16 protein-coding genes, 1 tRNA gene, 1 rRNA gene and 1 pseudogene are annotated in these 21,636 nt (G+C 56.5%); 9 read left to right on the forward strand and 10 right to left on the reverse strand.

Annotated elements, in window-relative coordinates; genetic code table 11:
* Positions 1 to 379: 379 nt before the first annotated feature.
* From BM229_RS17390 to BM229_RS17400, 3 genes are read right to left on the reverse strand one after another with little or no spacing between them, the layout of a single operon-like run.
* Entirely contained in the window at positions 380 to 1,612 is a 1,233-nt protein-coding gene (locus tag BM229_RS17390) for a c-type cytochrome (RefSeq protein WP_093928921.1), read from the reverse strand.
* Positions 1,609 to 3,372, reverse strand: a complete 1,764-nt coding sequence (locus BM229_RS17395; protein WP_093928922.1) for a GMC family oxidoreductase — start codon at positions 3,370 to 3,372, stop codon at positions 1,609 to 1,611. Before BM229_RS17395 ends, BM229_RS17390 begins: the two co-directional genes overlap by 4 nt.
* Before the next feature lie 45 nt (positions 3,373 to 3,417).
* Positions 3,418 to 4,155, reverse strand: coding sequence for a gluconate 2-dehydrogenase subunit 3 family protein (locus BM229_RS17400; RefSeq protein WP_167360294.1), 738 nt, complete (start codon positions 4,153 to 4,155; stop codon positions 3,418 to 3,420).
* A gap of 260 nt (positions 4,156 to 4,415) precedes the next feature.
* On the opposite strand from BM229_RS17400, the gene BM229_RS17405 reads away from it, so the two are divergent.
* Positions 4,416 to 5,132, forward strand: a complete 717-nt coding sequence (locus tag BM229_RS17405) for a cytochrome c oxidase assembly protein (protein WP_093928924.1) — start codon at positions 4,416 to 4,418, stop codon at positions 5,130 to 5,132.
* Positions 5,129 to 5,638: a CopD family protein gene (locus tag BM229_RS17410; RefSeq protein ID WP_093928925.1), complete on the forward strand. Its 510-nt coding sequence runs from the start codon at positions 5,129 to 5,131 to the stop codon at positions 5,636 to 5,638. The genes BM229_RS17405 and BM229_RS17410 overlap by 4 nt, the downstream gene beginning before the upstream one ends.
* Here the strand turns inward: BM229_RS17410 and BM229_RS17415 are convergent.
* The gene (locus BM229_RS17415) at positions 5,611 to 6,129 is read right to left on the reverse strand and encodes a DUF2231 domain-containing protein (RefSeq protein WP_093928926.1); all 519 of its coding nucleotides are present in this window, start codon (positions 6,127 to 6,129) and stop codon (positions 5,611 to 5,613) included. The two genes, BM229_RS17410 and BM229_RS17415, sit on opposite strands and share 28 nt — an antisense overlap.
* A 27-nt stretch (positions 6,130 to 6,156) precedes the next feature.
* On the opposite strand from BM229_RS17415, the gene BM229_RS17420 reads away from it, so the two are divergent.
* From BM229_RS17420 to BM229_RS17445, 5 genes are all read left to right on the forward strand, one after another.
* Positions 6,157 to 6,819 (forward strand): cytochrome c oxidase subunit II, encoded by a 663-nt coding sequence (locus tag BM229_RS17420; protein WP_093928927.1) that lies wholly within the window; start codon positions 6,157 to 6,159, stop codon positions 6,817 to 6,819.
* Positions 6,816 to 9,299: a cytochrome c oxidase subunit I gene (gene ctaD, locus BM229_RS17425; protein ID WP_093928928.1), complete on the forward strand. Its 2,484-nt coding sequence runs from the start codon at positions 6,816 to 6,818 to the stop codon at positions 9,297 to 9,299. The genes BM229_RS17420 and ctaD overlap by 4 nt, the downstream gene beginning before the upstream one ends.
* Before the next feature lie 456 nt (positions 9,300 to 9,755).
* Positions 9,756 to 10,232, forward strand: coding sequence for a MarR family winged helix-turn-helix transcriptional regulator (locus tag BM229_RS17435; protein WP_093928930.1), 477 nt, complete (start codon positions 9,756 to 9,758; stop codon positions 10,230 to 10,232).
* 50 nt (positions 10,233 to 10,282) lie between these two features.
* The gene (locus BM229_RS17440; protein WP_093928938.1) at positions 10,283 to 11,527 is read left to right on the forward strand and encodes a multidrug effflux MFS transporter; all 1,245 of its coding nucleotides are present in this window, start codon (positions 10,283 to 10,285) and stop codon (positions 11,525 to 11,527) included.
* Between the two features lie 299 nt (positions 11,528 to 11,826).
* A complete protein-coding gene (locus BM229_RS17445; RefSeq protein ID WP_093928931.1) occupies positions 11,827 to 14,169 on the forward strand; it encodes a cytochrome P450/oxidoreductase in 2,343 nt (780 codons plus the stop codon).
* A 59-nt stretch (positions 14,170 to 14,228) separates the two neighbouring features.
* Here the strand turns inward: BM229_RS17445 and argE are convergent, their stop codons facing one another.
* From argE to BM229_RS17465, 4 genes are all read right to left on the reverse strand, one after another.
* The gene (gene argE / locus BM229_RS17450; RefSeq protein WP_093928932.1) at positions 14,229 to 15,425 is read right to left on the reverse strand and encodes an acetylornithine deacetylase; all 1,197 of its coding nucleotides are present in this window, start codon (positions 15,423 to 15,425) and stop codon (positions 14,229 to 14,231) included.
* The gene (locus tag BM229_RS17455) at positions 15,422 to 16,909 is read right to left on the reverse strand and encodes a tripartite tricarboxylate transporter permease (RefSeq protein ID WP_093928933.1); all 1,488 of its coding nucleotides are present in this window, start codon (positions 16,907 to 16,909) and stop codon (positions 15,422 to 15,424) included. Before BM229_RS17455 ends, argE begins: the two co-directional genes overlap by 4 nt.
* Positions 16,910 to 16,921: 12 nt before the next feature.
* Complete coding sequence (locus BM229_RS17460) at positions 16,922 to 17,416, reverse strand: tripartite tricarboxylate transporter TctB family protein (protein WP_093928934.1); 495 nt, start codon at positions 17,414 to 17,416, stop codon at positions 16,922 to 16,924.
* A 103-nt stretch (positions 17,417 to 17,519) separates the two neighbouring features.
* Entirely contained in the window at positions 17,520 to 18,491 is a 972-nt protein-coding gene (locus BM229_RS17465) for a Bug family tripartite tricarboxylate transporter substrate binding protein (protein WP_093928935.1), read from the reverse strand.
* Positions 18,492 to 18,612: 121 nt separating this feature from the next.
* Here BM229_RS17465 and BM229_RS17470 point away from each other — a divergent pair, with 121 nt between their 5' ends.
* On the forward strand, positions 18,613 to 19,524 hold the full coding sequence (locus tag BM229_RS17470) for a LysR family transcriptional regulator (protein ID WP_093928936.1): 912 nt from the start codon (positions 18,613 to 18,615) through the stop codon (positions 19,522 to 19,524).
* Positions 19,525 to 19,639: 115 nt separating this feature from the next.
* A pseudogene (locus BM229_RS17475) lies at positions 19,640 to 20,696 on the forward strand (IS3 family transposase).
* A 397-nt stretch (positions 20,697 to 21,093) separates the two neighbouring features.
* Here BM229_RS17475 and BM229_RS17485 read toward each other — a convergent pair.
* Both BM229_RS17485 and rrf read right to left on the reverse strand, forming a co-directional pair.
* Positions 21,094 to 21,170: transfer RNA gene (locus BM229_RS17485), tRNA-Met, on the reverse strand.
* A 254-nt stretch (positions 21,171 to 21,424) separates the two neighbouring features.
* A 5S ribosomal RNA gene (gene rrf / locus BM229_RS17490) occupies positions 21,425 to 21,539 on the reverse strand.
* Between the last annotated feature and the right edge of the window lie 97 nt (positions 21,540 to 21,636).

The following is a 21,636-nucleotide window of genomic DNA, read 5'->3' on the forward strand; positions in this document are numbered from 1 at the left end:
ACAGCGGCTGCGACCGATGCGTGGCTTCCAGACCATGGCCGGCGCAAAGGCCGCGCTCGCCGGGATCGAAACCTTCCGCACCATCCGCAAGGGTCAGTTCGAAAGCTGCAGGACCGGAGTTGAAAACGAGATCGACTTCGTCGCCAAACTCTTCCCGGAAGCCGCTTGATGATCGCAGTTCCTGCTCTTACTGCGCCGAAGCGGCGTTAATGCAACGGACCCGGGCGGATTGCCATTGATACCGGAGCCTATGCAACGGGGCGGTTAACGGCAGCGCGGGTGTCAGAGGATGGGTTAACCTTTCAAACGATCTGAATGTGTCGGCGGCTGTTAAGGTGTGTCACGCTACCACCTCCCGCTTAACCAAGGACTGACACCTTCAATGCTCTTCGCTTAGATACTCACGCACCTCAGCGACCTCGGACGCGGAAACGGGCGCGGCGTGGCGCGGGCCAGAGCCGCGCAGGTAGCTTAGCAAATCGGCAATCTGCGCGTCTGACAGTTTCCATGCAAAGGGCGGCATGGCGGGGATGCTTGGCACATTGTCTGTCGGCTCTGCCCGGGCGCCACCAAGGATAATGCGGATCGCGGTTGATGGGTCTTCTGCGTGCACCTTATTTGAGGTCGTGAGCGGCGCGAATACATATGGCACGCCGGAGCCGTCAGCGGCATGGCAGCCTGCGCAATTGTCAAAATATAGGGCGCTGCCCATTTCCGCCAGGGCGGCGTCAATCTTATCGAAAGTTTCGGGCAGTTGGTCGTCAAGACTTTTGAGATAAGTTGCCACGGCGCGCAGGTCGTCGGTGCGCAGATTTTGTGTGGATAAGGACACCACTTCGCCCATGCGCTGCATCGGGGCTGTGTGTTTGCTGCGCCCATCCTTCAAGTATTCTACGATGTCATCCTCGTCCCAATGCGCGATGCCACCATTTTCGCCGCCGCGAATGTTTGGAGCAAACCAGTTCTCAAGCAAGCCGCCCCGCATATATTCATCGTCAACGCTCGCGCCGAGCAGGTTTTTCCCGGTGTGGCATGCGCCGCAATGCAATGGCCCATCGACCAGAAATCGCCCCCGGTTCCACGCATCGGATTGGTCGGGATCGGGGCGGAACTCTTCATCTTCGAAGAACAGCATTTTCCAACCGCTGACAGACATCCGGATATTCAGAGGAAATGGAAATTCGTTCTCGGGTTTTTCTTTGTGTACCGGTTCAAGGGACTGCAAATATGCAAAAATCGCATCGGTATCGTCCCGCGTCATGAGGGTAAAATTCGGATAGGGCATCGCGGGGTAAAGATGCCGCCCCTCGTCATCAATGCCTTCGTTCAGAGCATTGTAGAAATCTTCCCGCGACCACCGTCCAAGGCCGGTTTCTGCATCAGGTGTCAGATTGGCCGAGTAGATTGTGCCAAAGGGCGTTGCCATCGCCCGTCCGCCAGCGAAGGGTTGGCCATGGTTTTCGATATCGGTGTGGCAAGCTTTGCAATCCCCGGCAGAGGTCAGATAGCGGCCGCGCTCAACTTGAGAATACGCCAGTTCCTGCGCCTGAGCTGGTGCCGCGAAAGACAGGGCAGCAGCCCCAACAGCTGTTATGATGATGGTTCGTATCATGGCTGCACCAAAGGCCCGGGATCAGGCAGGTATTGATTGATAATTGCGTCGACCGACCAATAGGCCAACGCCCCCACCGTGGCGGTGGGGTTATAGCCAGCGTTTTGGGGAAACAGACCGGCCCCAGCGACAAACAAATTGGGCATGTCCCAGCTTTGACAAAATCGGTTGCACACACTGGTCTGCGGATCGGTGCCCATGATCGTGCCGCCGGTGTTGTGGGTGGTTTGATACGGGACCGAGTCGTAGGCACCCGTGCGCTCAGAAACCTTTACCTCGCGTCCGCCCATGCCGCGGGCGATGTCTTCGGCAACTGGCGTGAGGTGATTGGTTAGTCGGCGATCATTCTGCGTGAAATCGTAAGTCATGCGCAGAAGGGGGCGATTGTGTCGGTCGGTATAGGTCGGGTCAAGGTCAAGATAATTGCTGCGGTGCGCCATTGACGCGCCATGCACACCTACGGTGGCTGTCTTTAGAAAATTGGCGGCGATGGATTGTTTCCAGGCACTGCCCCATTCGGGAACGCCATCGGGGACGGGATGGCTTTCAATTGGGCGGGCGTTGGTCGTGTAGCAGGCGATATATCCGCCGCCGATAAACCCCAGCCCGCTATGATCGAAATTGTCACCGTTGTAATCATCCACGGCCATGCCAAGTGCCCCGGCACCGACAAATCCATTGGTGAATTCGTCTTCAAAAAATACCGTGGCACCAGACATTACCTGATAACAGTAGTTCTTGCCGACGACGCCTTTGCCAGTTTGCGGGTTATAGGGTGTCCCGATCTGCGACAGGAGCATGAGGCGGGTGTTTTCCAACGGATAGGCGCACATCACAACCATCTCGGCAGGCTGAAAGAAACTGTCGCCGCTGGTGTCAACATAGGTCACGCCTGTTACGCGCGACCCATCTGGCGATTTTTCGATTGATAACACTTCGGATTCGGTCCGCAGGGTAAAGTTCGGGCGCTCCATCAGCACCGGCAAGATCGTGGTCTGGGGAGAGGATTTCGAATAGTTGCCGCAGCCATATTTCTCGCAGAAACCGCAATAGGTGCAGGGTGCCAGTTGCAGACCGAGTGGATTGACATAGGCGCGTGACATATTCGCAGATGGCACTGGAAAAGGATTGAGTCCAAGATCGCGGGCCGAGGCTTCGAACCGATCTTGCGAGAATGTCATCTGCATGGGTGGGTTGGGATATTCGCTGCTGCGCGCCCCCTCGAAAGGGTTGCCCCCCGGGCTTGTCTGTCCGTTCAGATTGCCCGCCTTGCCGCAGATGCCGCAGATCTTTTCGAAATAATCGAAATGCGGCTCAAGCTCGTCATAGGTTACCCCATAGTCTTGCACCGTCATGCCATCGGGCAGCGGGCCATAGCGTTCCTCATTATGGCTGCGCACCACAAAGTCGGATGGCAGGAAACGGTAGGTCTGTCCGTTCCAATGCACGCCCGAACCGCCAACACCATTGCCGGGCAGGAACGATCCCCAATGCCGCATCGGCAGCGCCGTTTCTGCACCGTTGTTACGAAAAGTTAGGGTTGATTGCGCGGTTTCCTGAAACATGCCGTGCCGCCAATAATAGCGCAGTTCATCCTGCGCGAATGTGGTGGCGAAATCTTTTGACGTATCGCGCCATGGGCCGCGCTCAAGAGCCAGCACTTCCAGTCCGGCGGCGGTCAGCTTTTCGGCATAGATCGCGCCAGTCCAGCCGAAGCCGACAAGGACAACGTCAAAACCTGAGAGCTTCTTTCGTGTCATCAGTACCTCTTATCTCATCGCTCACGGGGGCGGCCTTGCATGCGATCAGGGACGGCTCCATCCCGGTCGCCCCATAAGGCTGACCGGCTCAAGCTGGATCGGCGCACCGCCGTGGTTCACAAAATCGCGGTAATCGTAGCGGGTGCCGGGGAAGCCAACATATCGCCAAGCAACCATATCCCGATTGCCGCCATAAATCGGATCGGCGAAATACCCCTCGATTGTGTTTTTTAGAATAAGATCGAAAAAGACCTTGGCTGAGACCGCGTCAAAAGTGATCTTTTCCTCATCTAGCCCTGTCAGTATTTCGTCCTGCCGGCCTTCTGACAGCCCGGCAAAACTTTCATCATCCTGCGCGCGGCAATAGGCATCCAGTTCGGCCAAGGCGTGCCGATAGAGTTCTGCGGGCGGGTATTCGCTTTGATAGCCTTGGGTATCGGTCCCCTCTGCAAAGGGGCCTTTCATATACCAGTGCTGCCCACGCCCGTAGAACCCTGCCATCTGCCGATCAAGAAAGGTCACGACGTCGGCTTCGGTTGCGCCGGGTCCGTCATCATCGCTGGGAATGAGGCGTGCAGAAATTGCCGCCACAGCGGCGCGTTCGTCGGGGGTGAAAAAACGAGCGTCGGTTGTGCCGTAATAAGGCGGATCGCCCCGCATGGGGGCCCAAGGCATACCTTCGCCGCGGCCATATTCCACGGCCCAAAGGGCGCTTGGGGTAGCGAGGGCGGTGCCGCCAAATAGCAAGGTTTTCAGAACGCCGCGTCTTGTCGAGTAAGACATTGCCCCTCCTTGGAACCTATGGATCGCCATCTGAGCCCGCTTGGTAGCGCATCAAATAGCGACAAACCTTCACACTGATAAAGACTGGTTCAGCATTTTTGAGAGTCAAGGAATTGAAAGTAATTTAAGGGGGCGGTCAAAAATCCGCCCTTAGAAAGGGCGCATCTTGAGGGCCCCGATAGAAATTGCCTATGGTCAAATGAATAGTCGCAGCCAGATAGAGGGTCACGGTGCAAACGTGACCAGAAACCGGAGGCAGCATGTTTAACGACGCGTGGAACCAAGTATATTGCGGCCCCGCGCCGGATCCTGTCGATCTATGGGCAAGCTGGAACCTTGATCCTATTCTATTGACCTGCTTGGGGCTGCTTGCTTTTGTCATTGCACGTAAACGTAACGGAGCTTGGGCCATGTTGGCCCTCGTGCTGGCGTTCGTCTCACCGCTCTGCGCTTTGTCGTCTGCGCTGTTCTCTGCCCGTGTCGTGCATCACATCCTTTTGGTCGCGGTAGCCGCGCCGCTTATTGCAAGCATCTTGCCGAGGCGTCGATCAGGGTCGGCCATTGTTGCATTTGTTGTGTCTACGGTCGTTCTCTGGGCTTGGCATCTGCCGATGGCCTATGATGCCGCCCTGAGCCATGTCGGGGTCTATTGGCTGATGCAGGTGACGCTATTGGGCAGCGCTATCTGGTTCTGGCATGAGGTTTTCGCGCCAGAGCGATCAGCGGTCGAAGCGATATCCCTGACGGTCGCGGCTTTTGCGCAGATGGGAATGCTGGGCGCAATCCTGACCTTTGCACCGCAGTCGCTTTATGCGGCTCACTTTATGGCGCCCTACGCTTGGGGGCTTACGCCGTTGCAAGATCAGCAACTGGGGGGGCTACTGATGTGGGTGCCTGCGGGGATCCCTTATGCTGTGCTGGCTGTTTCGCTGGCCCGCCGAAATTGGATCGCGCTGAGGGCGGGCAACGTGACATGAGCGATTTGTATCCGGGTCTGATCACGTTGTTCAAAAGCGCTCATATCGCAGCGCTGTTGCTTTGGTGCGGCGGGTTGCTTGCCCTGCCATTGATGCTTTCGCGCCATGACCCTGCCGTCACACCCGAAGATTACAAACGCATTCGCAGGGCCACCCATACGACCTATGCGATCGTGGTCACCCCGGCGGCGATCATTGCTGTAGTGGCGGGGACGTGGCTAATCTTTCTAACCGAAGCCTTTGTGCCGTGGTTTTATGCCAAGCTCGTCTTTGTTGCAGCACTGGCGGCGGCACATGCTTGGATTGGTCATCAAGTTGTGCAGGTCGCCGAAAAGCCGGACGAACGCAAAACAGCGCCTGCTTTCATAACGCTGGCGGCAGCCATGGTGCCAATGGTTTCTATCCTGTTTCTTGTTTTGGGAAAGCCTGATCTCAGCGGGGTCACCCTCCCTGATTGGCTGCTTAGCCCCCGGAACGGTCAATTGCCCTTTGATGTGCCCAAATGATAATCGAACACCAGCTTGCCTCCGTGCCACCCTGTAAAGGCCACCATCGCTGCACCCAGTGCAGAGAGCAGGATACCGTAGGGCAGCACCGCAGCCTCGTAGCCATAAAGCCTATGCCCCCAGTTCGCCCCCAATACCGACAGCAAGGTCACGGCAATAATTGCATGGGTCCACGCTGCGGCGCGCGCGCGGATGCCGCGCACCAACAGCAATTCTGCGGTGCCGGAGAAGGCAGCAAGCATGCCAAAGAGAAAGCCCGTCCCTGCCGCCCAAAGCGCGGCACGTGCCCAGAAGGCATCGCCAGTCCACCAAAAGAGCACATCAGCCCCCAAAAGGCAGAAAGACAGCGCCACCGGAAAAGCCACGCTCATCGCGTGGATCGGGTGGCCGTTTACGGCGATGCGGGTTTCCGTCTGCTGGTAACCGGGGGCTTCGGCAATCGGGTCAATCAACCTGTCCTCATCGCACTGCGGGGTTTGTTCTTCGGTCATTTTGGCAGGGGTCTCCGGATCGGTTGCATGGGGGTAACGTGCAGTCTGCTGATTGGTTGCAGCGGCGCGCTTTCGGTTGTCGATCCCGCAGGTCCGGCGGCGCGTACCATTTCGACCCTGTGGTGGGTGATGTTGGCGGGCGCTGCGGCGATTTTGGGAATGGTACTGGTACTGCTTGGGGCGGCCTTTCGCGCGAAGGAGATTGGCGATGCCGACGAAACTGCAGGCATCAAAGTCTGGATTGTTGGGTTAGGGCTGGTGTTTTCCATGTCGGTCCTTGCCGCGTTGACAGTCTATGGTCTGCATGTCGGGCACCGGTTGATGCCACGTGCCGGTGCCGATGTGGTTGCTGTCAGCGCCGAGGCGCGACAATGGAACTGGCGCTTTGCCTATGATAATCGCCCCGGCCATACGACTGACGGTGTTTTGCATATTCCGGCTGGCAGGCCTGTAGATGTTGCGATTACCAGTCTTGATGTCGTTCACAGTTTTTGGGTGCCGCGTCTTGCTGGAAAATTGGACGCCATTCCCGGCCACGTCAACACACTTAGGATCGAGGCCGATATGCCGGGCAGTTACCAAGGGCTTTCCGCCGAGTATAATGGCCCCGGCTATCGGATGCATGTTTTTACGGTAAAAGCCCATGATGCTGAGGCTTGGGATGCCTTTGTGAGCGGGGCAGAACAATGACTGCACTGCGCCGCCACCGCAAGCTGACCGCGATCTGGGCGTCCGAGCCGGGCTGGAAGGGTTGGACCAGCAGCGTGAACCATTCCGATCTTGGTCGGATGTTCCTTGTCACCGCTTTCTTTTTCTTTCTTGTGGGTGGCATTCTGGCGATGTTGATCCGCGCACAATTGGCGACGCCGCATTCTGCCTTTGTCGATGCCGGTGCATTTGCGCAGTTCTTCACAATGCATGGCACCATCATGATGTTTCTTTTTGCCATTCCCACGTTTGAGGGGCTGGCGATTTATTTGCTGCCCAAGATGCTGGGCACCCGTGACCTCGCCTTTCCGCGGCTCACCGCTTATGGCTATTGGTGTTACGCTTTTGGCGGGTCAATGTTGTTGATCGCGCTGGTCCTTGGGATCGCGCCCGATGGCGGGTGGTTCATGTATCCGCCCCTTACCGGCCCCTTACACTCGCCGGGGATCAACACCGATTTCTGGCTGATCGGCATCACCTTTGTCGAAATTTCGGCGATTTGTGCGGCGGTTGAGCTGACGGTGTCGATCCTGAAATACCGTGCGCCGGGTATGTCGCTTGACAAGATGCCGATCTTCGCATGGTACGCGCTGGTCACCGCGCTGATGATCCTGACCGGTTTCCCGCCGCTGATCCTCGGCTCGGTCTTGCTTGAAGTTGAACGCGCCTTTGGGTGGCCGTTCTTTCAAGCTGATTTGGGGGGCGACAGCCTGCTTTGGCAACATCTGTTTTGGCTGTTTGGACATCCGGAGGTGTATATCATTTTCCTGCCTGCCGCCGGGGTGATCTCAACCATCATACCAGTCATGGCGCGCACCACCCTGCTGGGCTACGGCTGGATTGTCGCCTCGGCGGTGGCACTGGCGTTTCTAAGTTTCGGGCTTTGGGTGCATCACATGTTCACCACAGGCATTCCGCTCATGGGGTTGGCGTTCTTTTCCGCCGCCTCGACACTGGTGGCGGTGCCGACCGGGGTGCAGGTCTTTGCTTGGATCGGAACGCTGTGGAAAGGCCGACCGGAGCTGCATTTGCCGATGCTGCACATCCTTGGCTTCTTTTTCACTTTTGTGATCGGCGGGCTGACCGGTGTTATGGTTGCCGTGGTGCCTTTTGACTGGCAGACGCATGACACGGCCTTCATCACCGCGCATCTGCACTATGTCTTGTTCGGAGGGTTTGTTTTTCCAATCCTTGCGGGCATCTATTACTGGCTGCCGCTTTTCACCGGGCGCAAACGCTTTTTCCGACTGGGAGAGATGGCTTTTGGCCTGATATTTGTCGGCTTTCACGGCACCTTTTTGGCGATGCACTGGGTCGGTCTGATGGGCCAACGCCGCCGGATCGAAACCTATGACGCCGAGACTGGTTGGGGCGTGATCAATTTAATTTCGTCGATCAGCAGTTTTGTCATGGCGATCGGTTTGGCCATGGTACTGGTCGATGTCTTGATCCACGCTTTTGTCGCGGTGCGCGGCGGGCGCAATCCTTGGAAGGCTGGAACGCTGGAATGGGCAAGCATGTCGCCACCCCCGGCTTATAATTTCGCCAGCCTGCCGCATGTCGTATCGCGCGACCCCTTCCATGCTGACCCCGGGCTGCCCAACCGTCTGGCCAAAGGCGAAGGTTATCTCGGAGGTCCAAAGGCCAACAGACGCGAAACGCTGACCGTTGATATCGCCACGGGCCGACCCGATTTCATGGTTATCTATCCGGGCAACACCCGCTTGCCGATTGTCATGGCAGCGGTGACGGGGCTGTTCTTTCTGTCGATCTTGCTAAAGCTATTTTGGCTGACTCCGCTGGCACTGGCGGGCGTGGCGGCACTGGCCCTTGTTTGGGTCTGGCGTTTGGGCGCGCAGGTTGATGCCGGACCGCAGGACGCGGGCAGGGGGGCGATCTTGCCGCTTGCGGGTGAGACAACAAAATCTCCCGGTTGGTGGGGGTCTGTTTTTCTGCTGGCGGCGAATGGCACGTTCTTTGGATCACTGCTTTTTGGCTACGCCTTTCTATGGACAGTTGCTCCGGGTTGGCCGCCTGCCGAGTGGTTGACGCCATCGCTAGCAGAACTTGGCATCGGAATTGCAGCAGCGCTGAGCGCTGCGCTGGCCATGCGCTTTGCCATACGCAGCAATTGCCGAAGTGCACGCCCTATGACGGCGTTGGTCGCTGCGTTCGGTGCAACTGTGATTGCGATATTGACCTTTGCGATGCTTCTGTCCCGTGTGCCACCGCCTGACGGTCATGCCTATGCGGCCACCCTGTGTGTGCTATGCGCCTATGCGCTCGCGCATGCGCTTCTGGTTAGTCTGATGCTGAGCTTTGTTATCGCGCGGGTTTTGCGGGGATATACATCGGCCGCCCGCGCGGCAGAGCTGCATATTGTCTCTCTCTGGACCGATTATTTGGCGGTGATCACCATTCTGAGTTTACTCGCGGCGCACCTGCCGGGGATGTTGGCGTGAGGGATATTCTTCGCCTCCTTCTGCCGCCGCTCGTTTGGCTTGCCAGCTTTAGCGCCATTTACGGACTGCATGGGGTCGGTTGCGCGCTGCGCTGGCCAGAGATCAGCCATCAGGAGGTTTCTCTGTTTCGTTTCGCACTGCTCTCTGCGTGGTTCGCAGCGATCCTTATGCAGGTCGCGCTATTGTTCGCATTGCACAGGGATCGGTTCAAAGCCGGTTCGGCTTTCATGCAATGGACGAGTCTCGCCACAGGATGGGTCGGATTGGTCGCCGTTCTTTGGACGTTGTACCCGGTCGCTGTCATCACGGCCTGCGGCGCATACGGCTAGCGCTACTTTAGGCTTGAGAGGCGAGATAACTTCGACATTTCCGCTCAAAATCAGATGTGACGGATGAGGTTGAATTAGTACGCTTCACTTACTATCTGTCAAACTTACGATTCGTGAGGCCGAAAGCATGCATCAACCGATAGACTCCGATACCTCATCTTTTCTGCTTCTTGATATTGCTCGTTTGTTACGGGCAGAATTTGAAAGCAGGGTGGATGACGCGGCGCTCGGCATTACCCCGAGCGAGGCGCGGACATTGGCGAACGTGGCCCGCTTTGGTCCCTTGCGGCAGAATGATTTGGCCAATCTGACCGGACTTGGCGCAATGAGCGTCACAAGTGTTTTGGATAATCTCGAAGCTGCGGGGATGGTGCGGCGAAGCGTTGATCCAAAAGACCGCCGCGCCAAACTGGTGCAAGTAACTGAAAAGGCCACGCCGCTATTGGCCAAACTAAGAGCCATAGGAAACGAGGTGAGAGCCGTCACGCGCGGGAATATACCCGCCGATGACTGGCAGTCCTTCCGTGGTATGCTGAAAACGGCCCGTGACAATCATCTGACGGCTTACCGTAATAAACGTACAACGGGGGCTGTTTCCACATGAGCGTTTCAGATCGAATGAGTGGTCAAGCTGCGGCCAAAGTTGCCCCGCGGATGTCTGTGCGCAGGGTTAGTTTGCTTGGTGCGCTTTTCATCGCCACCGGGCCGATTGCCATGGCACTATATACCCCCGCAATGGCCGAGGTTGTGTCTGCCTATGACACCACGAACAGCTTGGTCAAAATGACCCTAACCCTCTATTTTGCAGGTTTTGCCTCGGCTCAGCTAATCGCGGGGCCGCTTTCGGATGCATTGGGGCGGCGGCCTGTGATTATCGGCTTTCTGCTTTTGTTCGTGACTGCCAGCCTACTGGCGCTTGTAGCTCCTACAATTGAAACCCTAATCGCGGCGCGATTTGTTCAAGGCATCGGGGCCAGCGCAGGCGTGGCGATTTCACGGGCGTTGGTCCGCGACATGTTTGAGGGCGATGAATCTTCGCGCATCATGAACTTGATGGGGATCATTTTGGCGGTGGCCCCTGCACTGGCACCCACCCTGGGCGGGCTTTTGGTGATGCATGCAGGGTGGCAGTCCGTATTTGTTGCGATGATGGCCTTTGGTGTTGCGGTGATCAGCGTGACGGTTTGGGGCCTGCGCGAAACGGTCGTTCCCGACCGCAGCCGGCTCAACCTGCGCCAGCTTGGCCAATCCTACGTCACGTTGCTGACCAACCGCCACTTTATGACGACGTCACTGACTATCGCCGGTGCAATCGGTGCGATTTACGCTTTGGCAACGATCCTTCCCTTCATTTTGATGCAGGAACTTGGCTTCAGCCCGACAGAATTTGGGCTTGGGATGTTGATGCAGTCGGGCAGCTTTTTCGCCGGGTCGTTGGTCGTGCGCCACCTTATGAAACATAACAGTGCTTATCGGTTGGTCGTGCCCGGTCTGGGGGTGATCCTTTTGGGCAGCGCTTTGATCCTGTCGTTGCTGATCGGAGAGACTACTTTTCTTCGGGTGATGGTGCCGGTCGCCTTTTACACGTTCGGGATCGCCTTCGTAATGCCCGCCATGTCTACCGCCGCATTGGCCCCCTTTCCAAGTATCGCTGGCGCCGCGTCGTCATTGATGGGCTTTATGCAGATGGGGGCCGGGCTGTTGGTGGGTTCGTTGGCCGCGCTCTTTGACAATCCGGTGATTGCTTTGGCGGTTTTGATCCCCATGATGGGTACAGTGGCGAGCCTGGCTTATGTTGTTTACCGTAGGAACCCACATTTGGCTGAACCGGAACCAAGACAAAAAGCGATCAGCGGCCCCCCTGTCGGGCGGACGTGGATGCCGTCGAAAAAGGATTGATGCGGTCAATAGATACTACATGGGCTGGGTTGGGCGGATCGCCGTTCGATAGGATCGAAACGGCCCCGCTAGACAGGCGCATGGCAGTGGATACGCGCGCCGTGCCCTCGTGCAACGAGCCTCGGCTAGTAATGCACCCATGGTGGCGACACTGCCCCCACAACCCTTAGCGATTGAAAAGAAATGCGGGTTCGGCAAGGCCCATGAAGCCCTTACACGCAATCATATTAAATATAGCCTGTTCATTATACGTAAAATACAACGGATGCGGAGCATCGTGACTGAGGGGGAGCAAAAGGATGGTCGACCAAACCGAAAGCAACGATAAGGGCTGCCCATTTGGCACAGCGGCCTCTGCGGGCGCGGAGCATGGTTGTCCGGTCACAGACCCGACGGCCATGGCGGAGGCGTTTGATGCTTTCGAAGGGCCGTATCAGCTTGATCCGGCCGAAGCTCTGCGTTGGTCGCGTGACCAGCTCCCGGTGTTTTACGCCCCGAAATTGGGATACTGGGTGGTTTCCCGATACGATGACATCAAGGCGGTGTTTCGCGACCCTATCCTGTTTTCCCCACGGAACGTTTTGGAAAAGATCACCCCCGCGACATCAGAGGCGCAAGAGATCCTAAAGGGCTATGACTACGCTATGGCCCGCACCATGGTGAACGAGGACGAGCCCGCGCATATGGAGCGGCGGCGCGCACTGCTGGACCACTTCATGCCCGAGAATCTGGAACAGCAGCAGGATATGATCCGTCGCCTGACACGCGAAAAGATTGATGCCTTTATCGACAGCGGGCGGGTCGATTTGATTGATGGCATGTTATACGAAGTGCCGCTGCTGGTGGCGCTGCATTTCCTTGGTGTTCCAGAGGACGAAATTGCCACCCTCAAGACCTTTTCCGTGGCGCATTCGGTGAACACATGGGGCAAGCCTTCGGATCAAAAGCAGATTGAGGTTGCCCATGATGTAGGGCGTTTCTGGCAATATGCGGGTGAGATCATTGAAAAGATGCGTGCCGAGCCGGAGGGGACCGGTTGGATGCATCATACCATTCGCATGAACGCCGAGATACCCGAGGTTGTTACGGACAGCTATGTGCATTCGATGATGATGGCGATCATCGTCGCAGCGCATGAGACAACTTCGCTGGCCTCTGCCAACATGTTTAAAACCCTGCTGACGCATCCTGATGCTTGGAACGATATTTGCGCGGACCCCTCCCTGATCCCCAATGCGGTTGAGGAATGTCTGCGTTATGCTGGGTCAATCGTCGCTTGGCGCCGCCAGACCACGGCGCCGACAACTTTGAATGATGTCGATCTGCCCAAGGGCGCAAAGTTGTTGATTGTGCAGGCCTCTGGCAATCAGGATGAACGGCATTTCGAAGCGGCTGATACCTTTGATATCTACCGCGACAATGCTGTTGATCACCTGACGTTTGGCTATGGCGCGCATCAATGTATGGGCAAGAACATCGGGCGGATGGAAATGCGGATCTTCCTCGAAGAAGTGACCCGCCGCCTGCCCCATTTGCGGTTGTCCGAGCAGGAATTTGACTACCTACCCAACACCTCATTCCGGGGACCGGATGAACTGTGGGTTGAATGGGACCCCGCACAGAACCCAGAGCGAACCAACCCGAATGCGATCCATCCCCGTCGCACCTTTGCCGTAGGCCCACCCGCACGACGCGACATCGCTCGAAAGGTACGGATCGCGGAGGTGCGCCAAGAGGCTGACGGAATCCTTGGCCTGACCATTGAAGACGCGCAGGGCCGCCCCTTGCCCAAGTGGACTGCCGGATCGCATATCGAGCTTTGCGTCGGCGCATATGACCGCAAATACTCACTATGCGGTGCACCCGAGGATGACAGCTATCGTGTTGCTATTCTGCGCGAGGAGCTAGGGCGTGGCGGGTCTCGGCATATTCATGAAACCCTCCGAGCTGGTGCGGAAATCCGTATGCGCGGGCCGTCAAACCTGTTCAAACTTGATGAAACCGCGCCGCATGTGGTCCTAATTGCTGGTGGCATCGGCATCACGCCCATTCTTGCGATGGCCGACCGTCTAAAGGCCTTGGGGCAGAGTTATGCACTCCATTATGCTGGCAGATCTAAATCAACCATGGCGTTTTTGGACCGTGTGGCTCGCGATCACGGCGCGCGCCTGTCGTTGTATGCAGGGAACGAAGGTGATCGGATGGACCTCCCCGACATGGTCGCAGGGCTGGAAGATGGTGCGCAAATTTATGCATGTGGGCCAAAAGGGCTGCTGAATGCGCTGGAGACGCTGACAAAGGAACTGCCCGAAGGCACATTCCATTTTGAGCATTTTTCAACCACTGCCACGGGTATTGATCCCGAGAATGAGCAAGCGTTTGAGGCGGAACTGACGGACTCGGGTTTGGTGGTCAAAGTCGCTGCCGACACCACTTTGCTGGATGCGATCATGGCGGCAGGGATCGATGTCGCCTGCGATTGCCGCGAAGGGCTGTGCGGCTCATGCGAGGTGGCCGTGGTCGAGGGAGAAATCGACCACCGAGATATGGTTCTAACGCGGGCCGAACGTGCCGAAAGCAACCGTATGATGACCTGCTGTTCGCGATCCAAAAACGGGACGCGAATTAAGCTTGCCCTTTAAGAGGGCAAGCGCTCAATGACGACGACGAGCGGGGAAGACTTCATGCTGTCGCCGCGGGCCTATTCGGAGGACAGAAAGTCGACGATACCATTCAAAAACTCAATACAGGTTGCAAGTTGTTCAATCGCGACAAACTCGTTCGGCTTATGCGCTTGATCGATAGACCCAGGTCCGACGATCACCGCAGGGATCCCGCCGATTCCCTCGAAAACACCGCCTTCTGAACCATATGAAACTTTACCACCCCAAGCTGGCAGGAGGTCAGCATAGCGTTGAAAGCCTTGGGTCTCTCGCGCATCGCCCATAGCGGGATAGGAAAAGATCTTTTCGAAACGGATGCCGGTACCGGGGAACTTATCTTGCATCGGGGGGGCAACCGCCCGCGTGACTTCATCCAAAAGCCGTTCCATATCCTGCTCAGGATCCATACCGCTGATCGAGCGCAACTCAAACGTAAGCGTGCAGCTGTCGGGCGTCACATTTGTTGCAACACCGCCTTGCATCATCGTCACCAGCATCGTGGCGTGCGGCACGGTGAAATCCTGATCGAAAGGGCCTTCTTTTTCATAGCGCCTGCCGCGCTCGGAAATCCGTTCAACCGCCTTGGAGGCAAACTCAATGGCATTTACATGCTCTGGTGCAAATGATGAATGCCCAGCGGTGCCCGTAACATGCGCCCGCATGGCGATTTTGCCTTTTTGCCCTGTGATCAGTTTCATCATCGAAGGTTCGCCGATAATCGCAAACTCAGGTGGTACTGGCAGTTGCTCTAGATACTCTGCAATCGCGGGCGCCCCCAAACATCCCACTTCCTCGTCATAGGAAAAACAGAGGTAGATCGGGCGCGTAAGCCCCGCATGCGCCAGTTGCGGTGCCACTGCCATAACACAGGCAGCAAAGCCCTTCATGTCGCAAGAGCCCCGGCCAAAAAGCTTGTCGTCTTTGATCTGGGCCAGAAAAGGGTCACTTTCCCATTCTGGTTCATCTGCGGGAACTACATCCGTATGCCCTGACCAGACGATGCCCGCTATATCTTCGGGTCCGAAGGCCGCAATCAGATTTGCTTTGGCGCCGGTTTCGTCAGGCAGTATCGTAATCCGCCCACCCAGATCGCCAAAGAAATCTGCCATATGATCAATAAGCGCACGGTTAGACTTACACGAGACCGTATCGAATGAGATCAGCCGTGCCAGATGCCTTGCGGCGTCCGCGGTCAGGTCATCAAACGCAAAGGTTGTTTCGCTCAGGTCAATCATTGCTGAACTCGTCTTTCTTTAGATTTTAAGAATTCTCGGCGGACGGTTAGGCCAAGCACAAAGATGATCAGCACTGCGAAGACCCATGTGATGGGCGACGATAGCAGCACCGCAGGATCGCCCCGTGATATTGCCAACGCGCGGCGCAGGTTTTCTTCGATCATTGGGCCAAGGATGAATGCAATGAGGAAGGGTGCTGCGGGAATGTTCAGCAAGAACATGCCAAACCCAACCAGCCCCATCACAAGAAGCACGGCCACATCGAAGGTGCTGGAAGCGATAGAATAGATCCCGAAGATACAAAGAAGCAGCACCAACGGCGTCAGCAAGGTTTGCGGGATTAGAGCCACTTTTGTGAACATCCGCATGGTAACTTTGCCTGCGAAGAACAATAGCACCGAAGAGACCAGCATACCGATAAAGAGCATGTAAATTTCATGCATGTTCGTCTGAAACAGCAGCGGGCCGGGCGTCAAACCTTGGATCATGAAGGCGCCAAGCATCACGCCAGTGATCACATCGCCGGGCACACCCAATGCAAGAAGTGGGATCATCGTTGCACCGCAAGCGCCGTTGTTCGCAGATTCTGACGCAGCGATGCCTTCAAGTTCGCCTTTTCCGAAATTAGCGCTGTTCTTGGAGCTTCGTTGCGCTTCGCCATAAGAAAAGAACGCCGCCGATGAAGGGCCGATACCGGGGATGGCCCCAAGGATTGAACCAATTACGGAGCCTTTGAGAATGCTGCGCAGCGACCCCATGAACTCGTCGCGTGTCACATGCTGCGCGCCCAGTGGGGCCGCCTCATCGGTTTTAGCCGCGCGCATGACCACCAGTTTGATCAGCTCAGGCAAAGCAAAGAGACCAATCAACACGGGCGCAATCGACAGGCCCGCCTGCATGTCAGGCACGAAGGCAAAGCGGAAAGAGCCATAGAGGTCCTCGCCCACTGTTGCCAACAACAGACCAAGTGCCGCAGAGACCATCCCCAACAGCAGAGAATTGCCAGACACCCCTGCGACGGTCGTTAGCGCAAAAAGCATCAGCATAAAGAACTCAGGCGGGCCAATGTGAAGCGCCAGTAAGGCGAGGGGGGCAGCAAAGAAGATCAGCGAGATATTCGACAGGAAGTCGCCAATCACTGAGGAATAGAGCGCCATGTTGAGCGCTTTGCCCCCTTTGCCCTGTTGAGCCAGTGGGTAGCCATCAAGGGCCGTGCAAGCAGCCGAAGCAGTGCCCGGAGTCTTGATCAAAATCGCTGAAACGGACCCGCCGTAGGTTGAGCCTTTGTACAAAGCCACAAGCAACAGGATCGACGGAACCGGGGCCATGTAAAAGGTGAATGGCAGCGCCAAGGTCACGGCCATCGTGCCCGTCATCCCGGGAATGGCCCCAACGATCACGCCCCCCCAGATACCGGCGGTCATGATCAGAAAATTTTGCAGTGTGGCAACAGCCGCAAGGGCTACGAGTATCTCGTTTAGCATCAGTGTCTCCGATCAGAAGCCGAGTATCTTAATCAGTTCACCCTTGGGAAACTGCGTTCCGAGAGCGGAATTGAAGAACAGAAGAAGCGATATCGGCCCTCCGACGGACAGAAGTACAATCCAAATTCGATAGTTTCGTTCGCCAGTCATGAGGACCATGCAAAGCGTGAGCAGGATAGTCGCGATCAGAAATCCGACGTAGGGCAGCGCCACCAGAAACAGCCCGAAAGCGAAGACCAAGCCAGCAAATCGCAGCGTCATACGTTTGACGGAGCTGCCGTCAGTTTCGACCGCTTCCTCCGCCGGAGCGCCGCCGCGGATCGCGAGGATCAGTGCAAGTAAGCCAAGTACAATACCAATCAGCGACACGGTTTTCGGCCACATGTCAGGGGGTGGCGCAAAGCCGGGAATAAACGCCGGGCGAGGCACAAACACAGGGACAAGATAGAAGGCAAAGAGCGCAAAGAATGCGACTACTAGCAGCCCCCGCAAAACGGGCATCGTCATGGCAATCCTCATGAAAGAAATGAGACCTCTGTTGAGATCAGGCTGGCCGCGAGGGCCGGCTACGGAGAGTGCAGGCGGGCGATGCTCGCCCACCTGCAAGAGCTTACTGGGGCAGATAGCCAAAGTCCTTGGCGAGACCATTAAACAGCTCGTACTGGCTTTTGGCGTAGTCGGGCATTTCAACTGATCCAATGGTGGAAATCGAACCACGACGGGCCGCGAGTTCGAGCCATTTTTCGTCCGTTGCGACTTGACCCAGAATGTCCTGCCATTTGGCGACCACGTCTTCGGGCATGTCTTTGGGCGCATAAAGCGCGCTCCACCCAGTAATCTGGCCAGCTTTCTCATAGCCCAGTTCATCGGCGGTAGCGACATCCGGCAGGCTGTCCACGCGCTCAGGAGCAAAGACCATTAGAGCTTTCATATCGCCGCTCTCGATATGCGGCATCAAAGATGCGGCTGCCATCGCGACAAAGTCTACATGACCACCCAACAGGGCAGTCGCAAGCGCGCCACCGCCTTTGTAAGGCACAAGCGTCGCCGCGGTAAGTGGATCGAGGTCATTGTCGGCCAAAAGTGCCTGTGTGGTGAAACCATCAATCGCTGTGGCACCGGAGGCCGCATATGTCATTGCGCCATTGCTGTCTTTGACCGCGTTGATCAAGTCGTCGACATTCTCATAAGGCGCATCGCCGCGCACGGCCAAGATCATCGGCGTCGCCTCAAGTGCGCTCACAAATGTATAGGCATCCCATGGCACTGCAGATTCCGGCGTTACAGCAGGTGACAAGGCCATGCCAACACGCGCGAGTAACAGTGTATAGCCATCCGCGTCGGCATCAGAAACGAAACGTGCACCGTTCATGCCGCCTGCGCCGGGCTTGTTCATCACTGTTACCGGCTGGCCTAGGATCGGCTGTGCCGTTTCCGCCAGAGCACGACCAGCAAGATCCGAAGCACCGCCCGGGCCATAAGGGACCACCAGTGTTACAGATTTCTCAGGATAGGATTGAGCCAGCGCCGGCCCGCCCGCTGCCAAAAGGGTAAGTGCAATCGTTCCGATTATTTTTTTCATAAGTACCTCAAGTGTTGTCCGGCAACCCGGAGCTGTTGGATGCGGGCTACCATCCACAGTATGCCGAATTTGACAAGAGTTCGCAGCTAGTTGCATAATCTGCATACTGAGAGGGTGCAGCATGTTCAAGACACGAGAGCTACAGGCCTTTGACGCCTATATGCGGTTGGGGGGTATGAAACTCACCGCCGAACATTTGGATATGAGCCAACCCATGGTCAGCCGATTGTTGTCTTCATTGGAGAAAAAGGCAGGTTTCGAGCTGTTTCAACGCAAGCGAAATCGCCTTGCCCCGACCGCAGAGGCGTTTCGGTTTCACCAAACCGTAATGCACCATCTTGCGGGCCTTCGAAATTTGGAACAAGAGGCCAGCGCAATCGCCAGCGGTCAGGTAGGGCATCTTGTCATCGCAGCGCAGCCGGTCTTTTGCGACACTTTTTTGCTCGACGCCCTTAGCCATTTCCGCAAGGAACATCCCCAAGCCACGGTGCAAATCGCTGATGTAGGTATGGCCGAAATGCTTAGGATGATCAGTGAGCAGCGCTGCGATCTGGCCTTTGGCATTACACTCAATGCAGAAGCCTTCGGGGGCGAAGCCCTGTCCTTGGCCCATTGCGAAGCAAAATGCATCCTGCCCAAAGGGCACGCGCTGGAGGATATTGAGGACATCCCCCTGCCCCGTCTACGCAGAGAAATGTTCATTGATCTCTCACAAGGAAGCCCGCTTCGGCGGCGGATTGATCTGATGATGGAAACCATTCAAGTTCACCGCACAATCGCGGCCGAGCTTCGAACGATTCACGGCATTGTCCGACTGGTGGAGCGCGGGGAAGGCATAGCAATCGTTGACCCCGTGGCGCACCAGCTTCTCGATCTTGAACTTGTTTCTGTGCATCGTCTTATACCATCGATCACTTGGGATATCGCACAATTCGTTCCCCATGGCCGCCCACTTAGCACAGTAGGGCAAGCATTCGCTGCGGGTGTGGCCAATGAAATCGCGCGTTTAAAACAAGCAGGCGTGGTAACTTGAGACTGGGCGGTTGAATGGCATTTGCGCACTACAATGCTCTGCCCCCTGAAAACTGGACCGTCTAAATTTGGAGTTTTCGGCTATTCTTTCCAGACTGGGAGAGGAGCAGAAACGCATGAAAGCATCGAAGTTCACGGAAGCGCAGAAAGCGTTTATCCTGAAGCAGGGCGAGCAAGGTACGCCAGTCGCCGAGATATGCCGCAAGGCCGGTATCAGTCAAGCGACCTACTTTGACTGGAAGAAAAAGTATGGCGGCCTGCTGCCGGACGAGATGCGTCGCCTGAAGGCGCTCGAGGATGAGAACACGCGGCTGAAGAAGATCGTTGCGGACCTGACGCTCGACCGTGAGATGTTGCAAGATGTCATACGGCGAAAGCTCTGAAGCCTGGCCGTTTGCGCGAACTCGTCACCGGGATGTACGTCGATACGTCCAGCTACCACTATAAGTCCCCGCGGACGGATCAGGCTGCTGTTGAGAGGCGGATTAAGGAGATCTGCGAGGCACGCGTCAGGTACGGCACCGGCGCGTCCATGTTTTGCTGCGCCGGGAGGGCTGGACCATCAACATCAAGAAGACACGCAGGATTTACAATGAGTTGGGTCTGCAGTTGCGAAACAAGCACCCGAAACGGCGTGTGAAAGCCAAGCTGCGTGAAGATCGAGAAGAAGTTACCGGGCCGAATGACGTCTGGGCGATGGACTTCGTCCATGATCAGCTCGCGATGGGTAAAAAGCTGAGAATCCTGACCGTGGTCGACACGCATTCTCGGTTCTGCCCGGTCGTGGATCCGCGGTTCAGCTACCGCGGCGAGGATGTGGTTTAAACGCTTGAAGAAGTCTGCGGCAGGATCGGCTATCCGAACACCATTCGTGTCGATAATGGCAGCGAATTTATCTCTCGGGTTCTCGATCTCTGGGCATATGCCAACGACGTCACGCTGGACTTCTCACGGCCAGGTAAGCCGACGGACAATGGGTTCATCGAAGCCTTCAACAGCAAGCTTCGATCGGAGTGCTAGAACGCACACTGGTTCATAAGCCTTGCCGACGCCCGTGAAAAGTTGGAAGGTTGGCGTCGACACTACAACGAGGATCGTCCCCACAGCGCGATCGGATACAACCTCCCGATCGCCATGCATTGTCCAGATGGCGTCACCAGCCCGTCATCGTGAAGCGGCCGGGAAAATCCAGCTTCCGGTGGTCCAACGTTGGGGAGCAGGGCATTAACACCAAGGACTCCGCTCAGAGCTGGAGGGAACTTGGGGCTCAGGTCAAAGGCACTGAAGGTCGAGCGGGAAGCGCTTGTCCCCACTCCCATCGATCTGCCGGAAGACCTGCCCGCCCTCTACAGAACCTACGTGGCTGATCTCGTGACAACGCTTTCGGACGAAGACGTGTCGGGCCGTGGGAGTGAAGAGCTGCACACGCTGATCGATACAGTAGTGGTCGATTGGGACGCGGACAAGAAAGTCCACCTCCTGGAGCTTCGCGGCAAACTGTTGAACATGCTAAACGCAGTAAGGCCCGCCGGTGAGGCGGGCCTTACTGAAAGCGAAAGTTCGCTAAAGTTGGTTGCGGGAGTAGGATTTGAACCTACGACCTTCAGGTTATGAGCCTGACGAGCTACCGGGCTGCTCCATCCCGCGCCAATAAGTGGTGTCTAAACTTATAACGGAGGTGCTGCAAGGAGATTCGCACATAAAATTCAAAATTTTCTTGAGATTTTACGCGGCGACCGTATCATTTGCGTCTCGAAAAATTTGGAGGGATGTTTTGGGGTACACTCGCGCCGTAATAGCTCTGCGCCCACAAAGCAAAACCGCCGCGGCTTTTTGGGCTGCGGCGGTTTTGTTTAATATTGGTTATCGTGGAGAGATACTGTTTTTGAGGACCTTATTAGGTTTGGCGATGACCTACTCTCCCACGTCTTAAGACGCAGTACCATCGGCGCTACGGCACTTAACGGCTGGGTTCGGGATGGGACCAGGTGTTTTGCTCGCGCTATGATCACCAAACCAAATAAAGTCCTCAAGCGCTCTGCTGTTCAGAGGGACGGCGGGAGGCAGGGCATCTTTAGGATGCCTGTTCTTGCGCTGTCACCACTGAAGTGCT

This window comes from Sulfitobacter dubius (assembly GCF_900113435.1).
In the GTDB taxonomy this organism is placed as follows: domain Bacteria; phylum Pseudomonadota; class Alphaproteobacteria; order Rhodobacterales; family Rhodobacteraceae; genus Sulfitobacter; species Sulfitobacter dubius.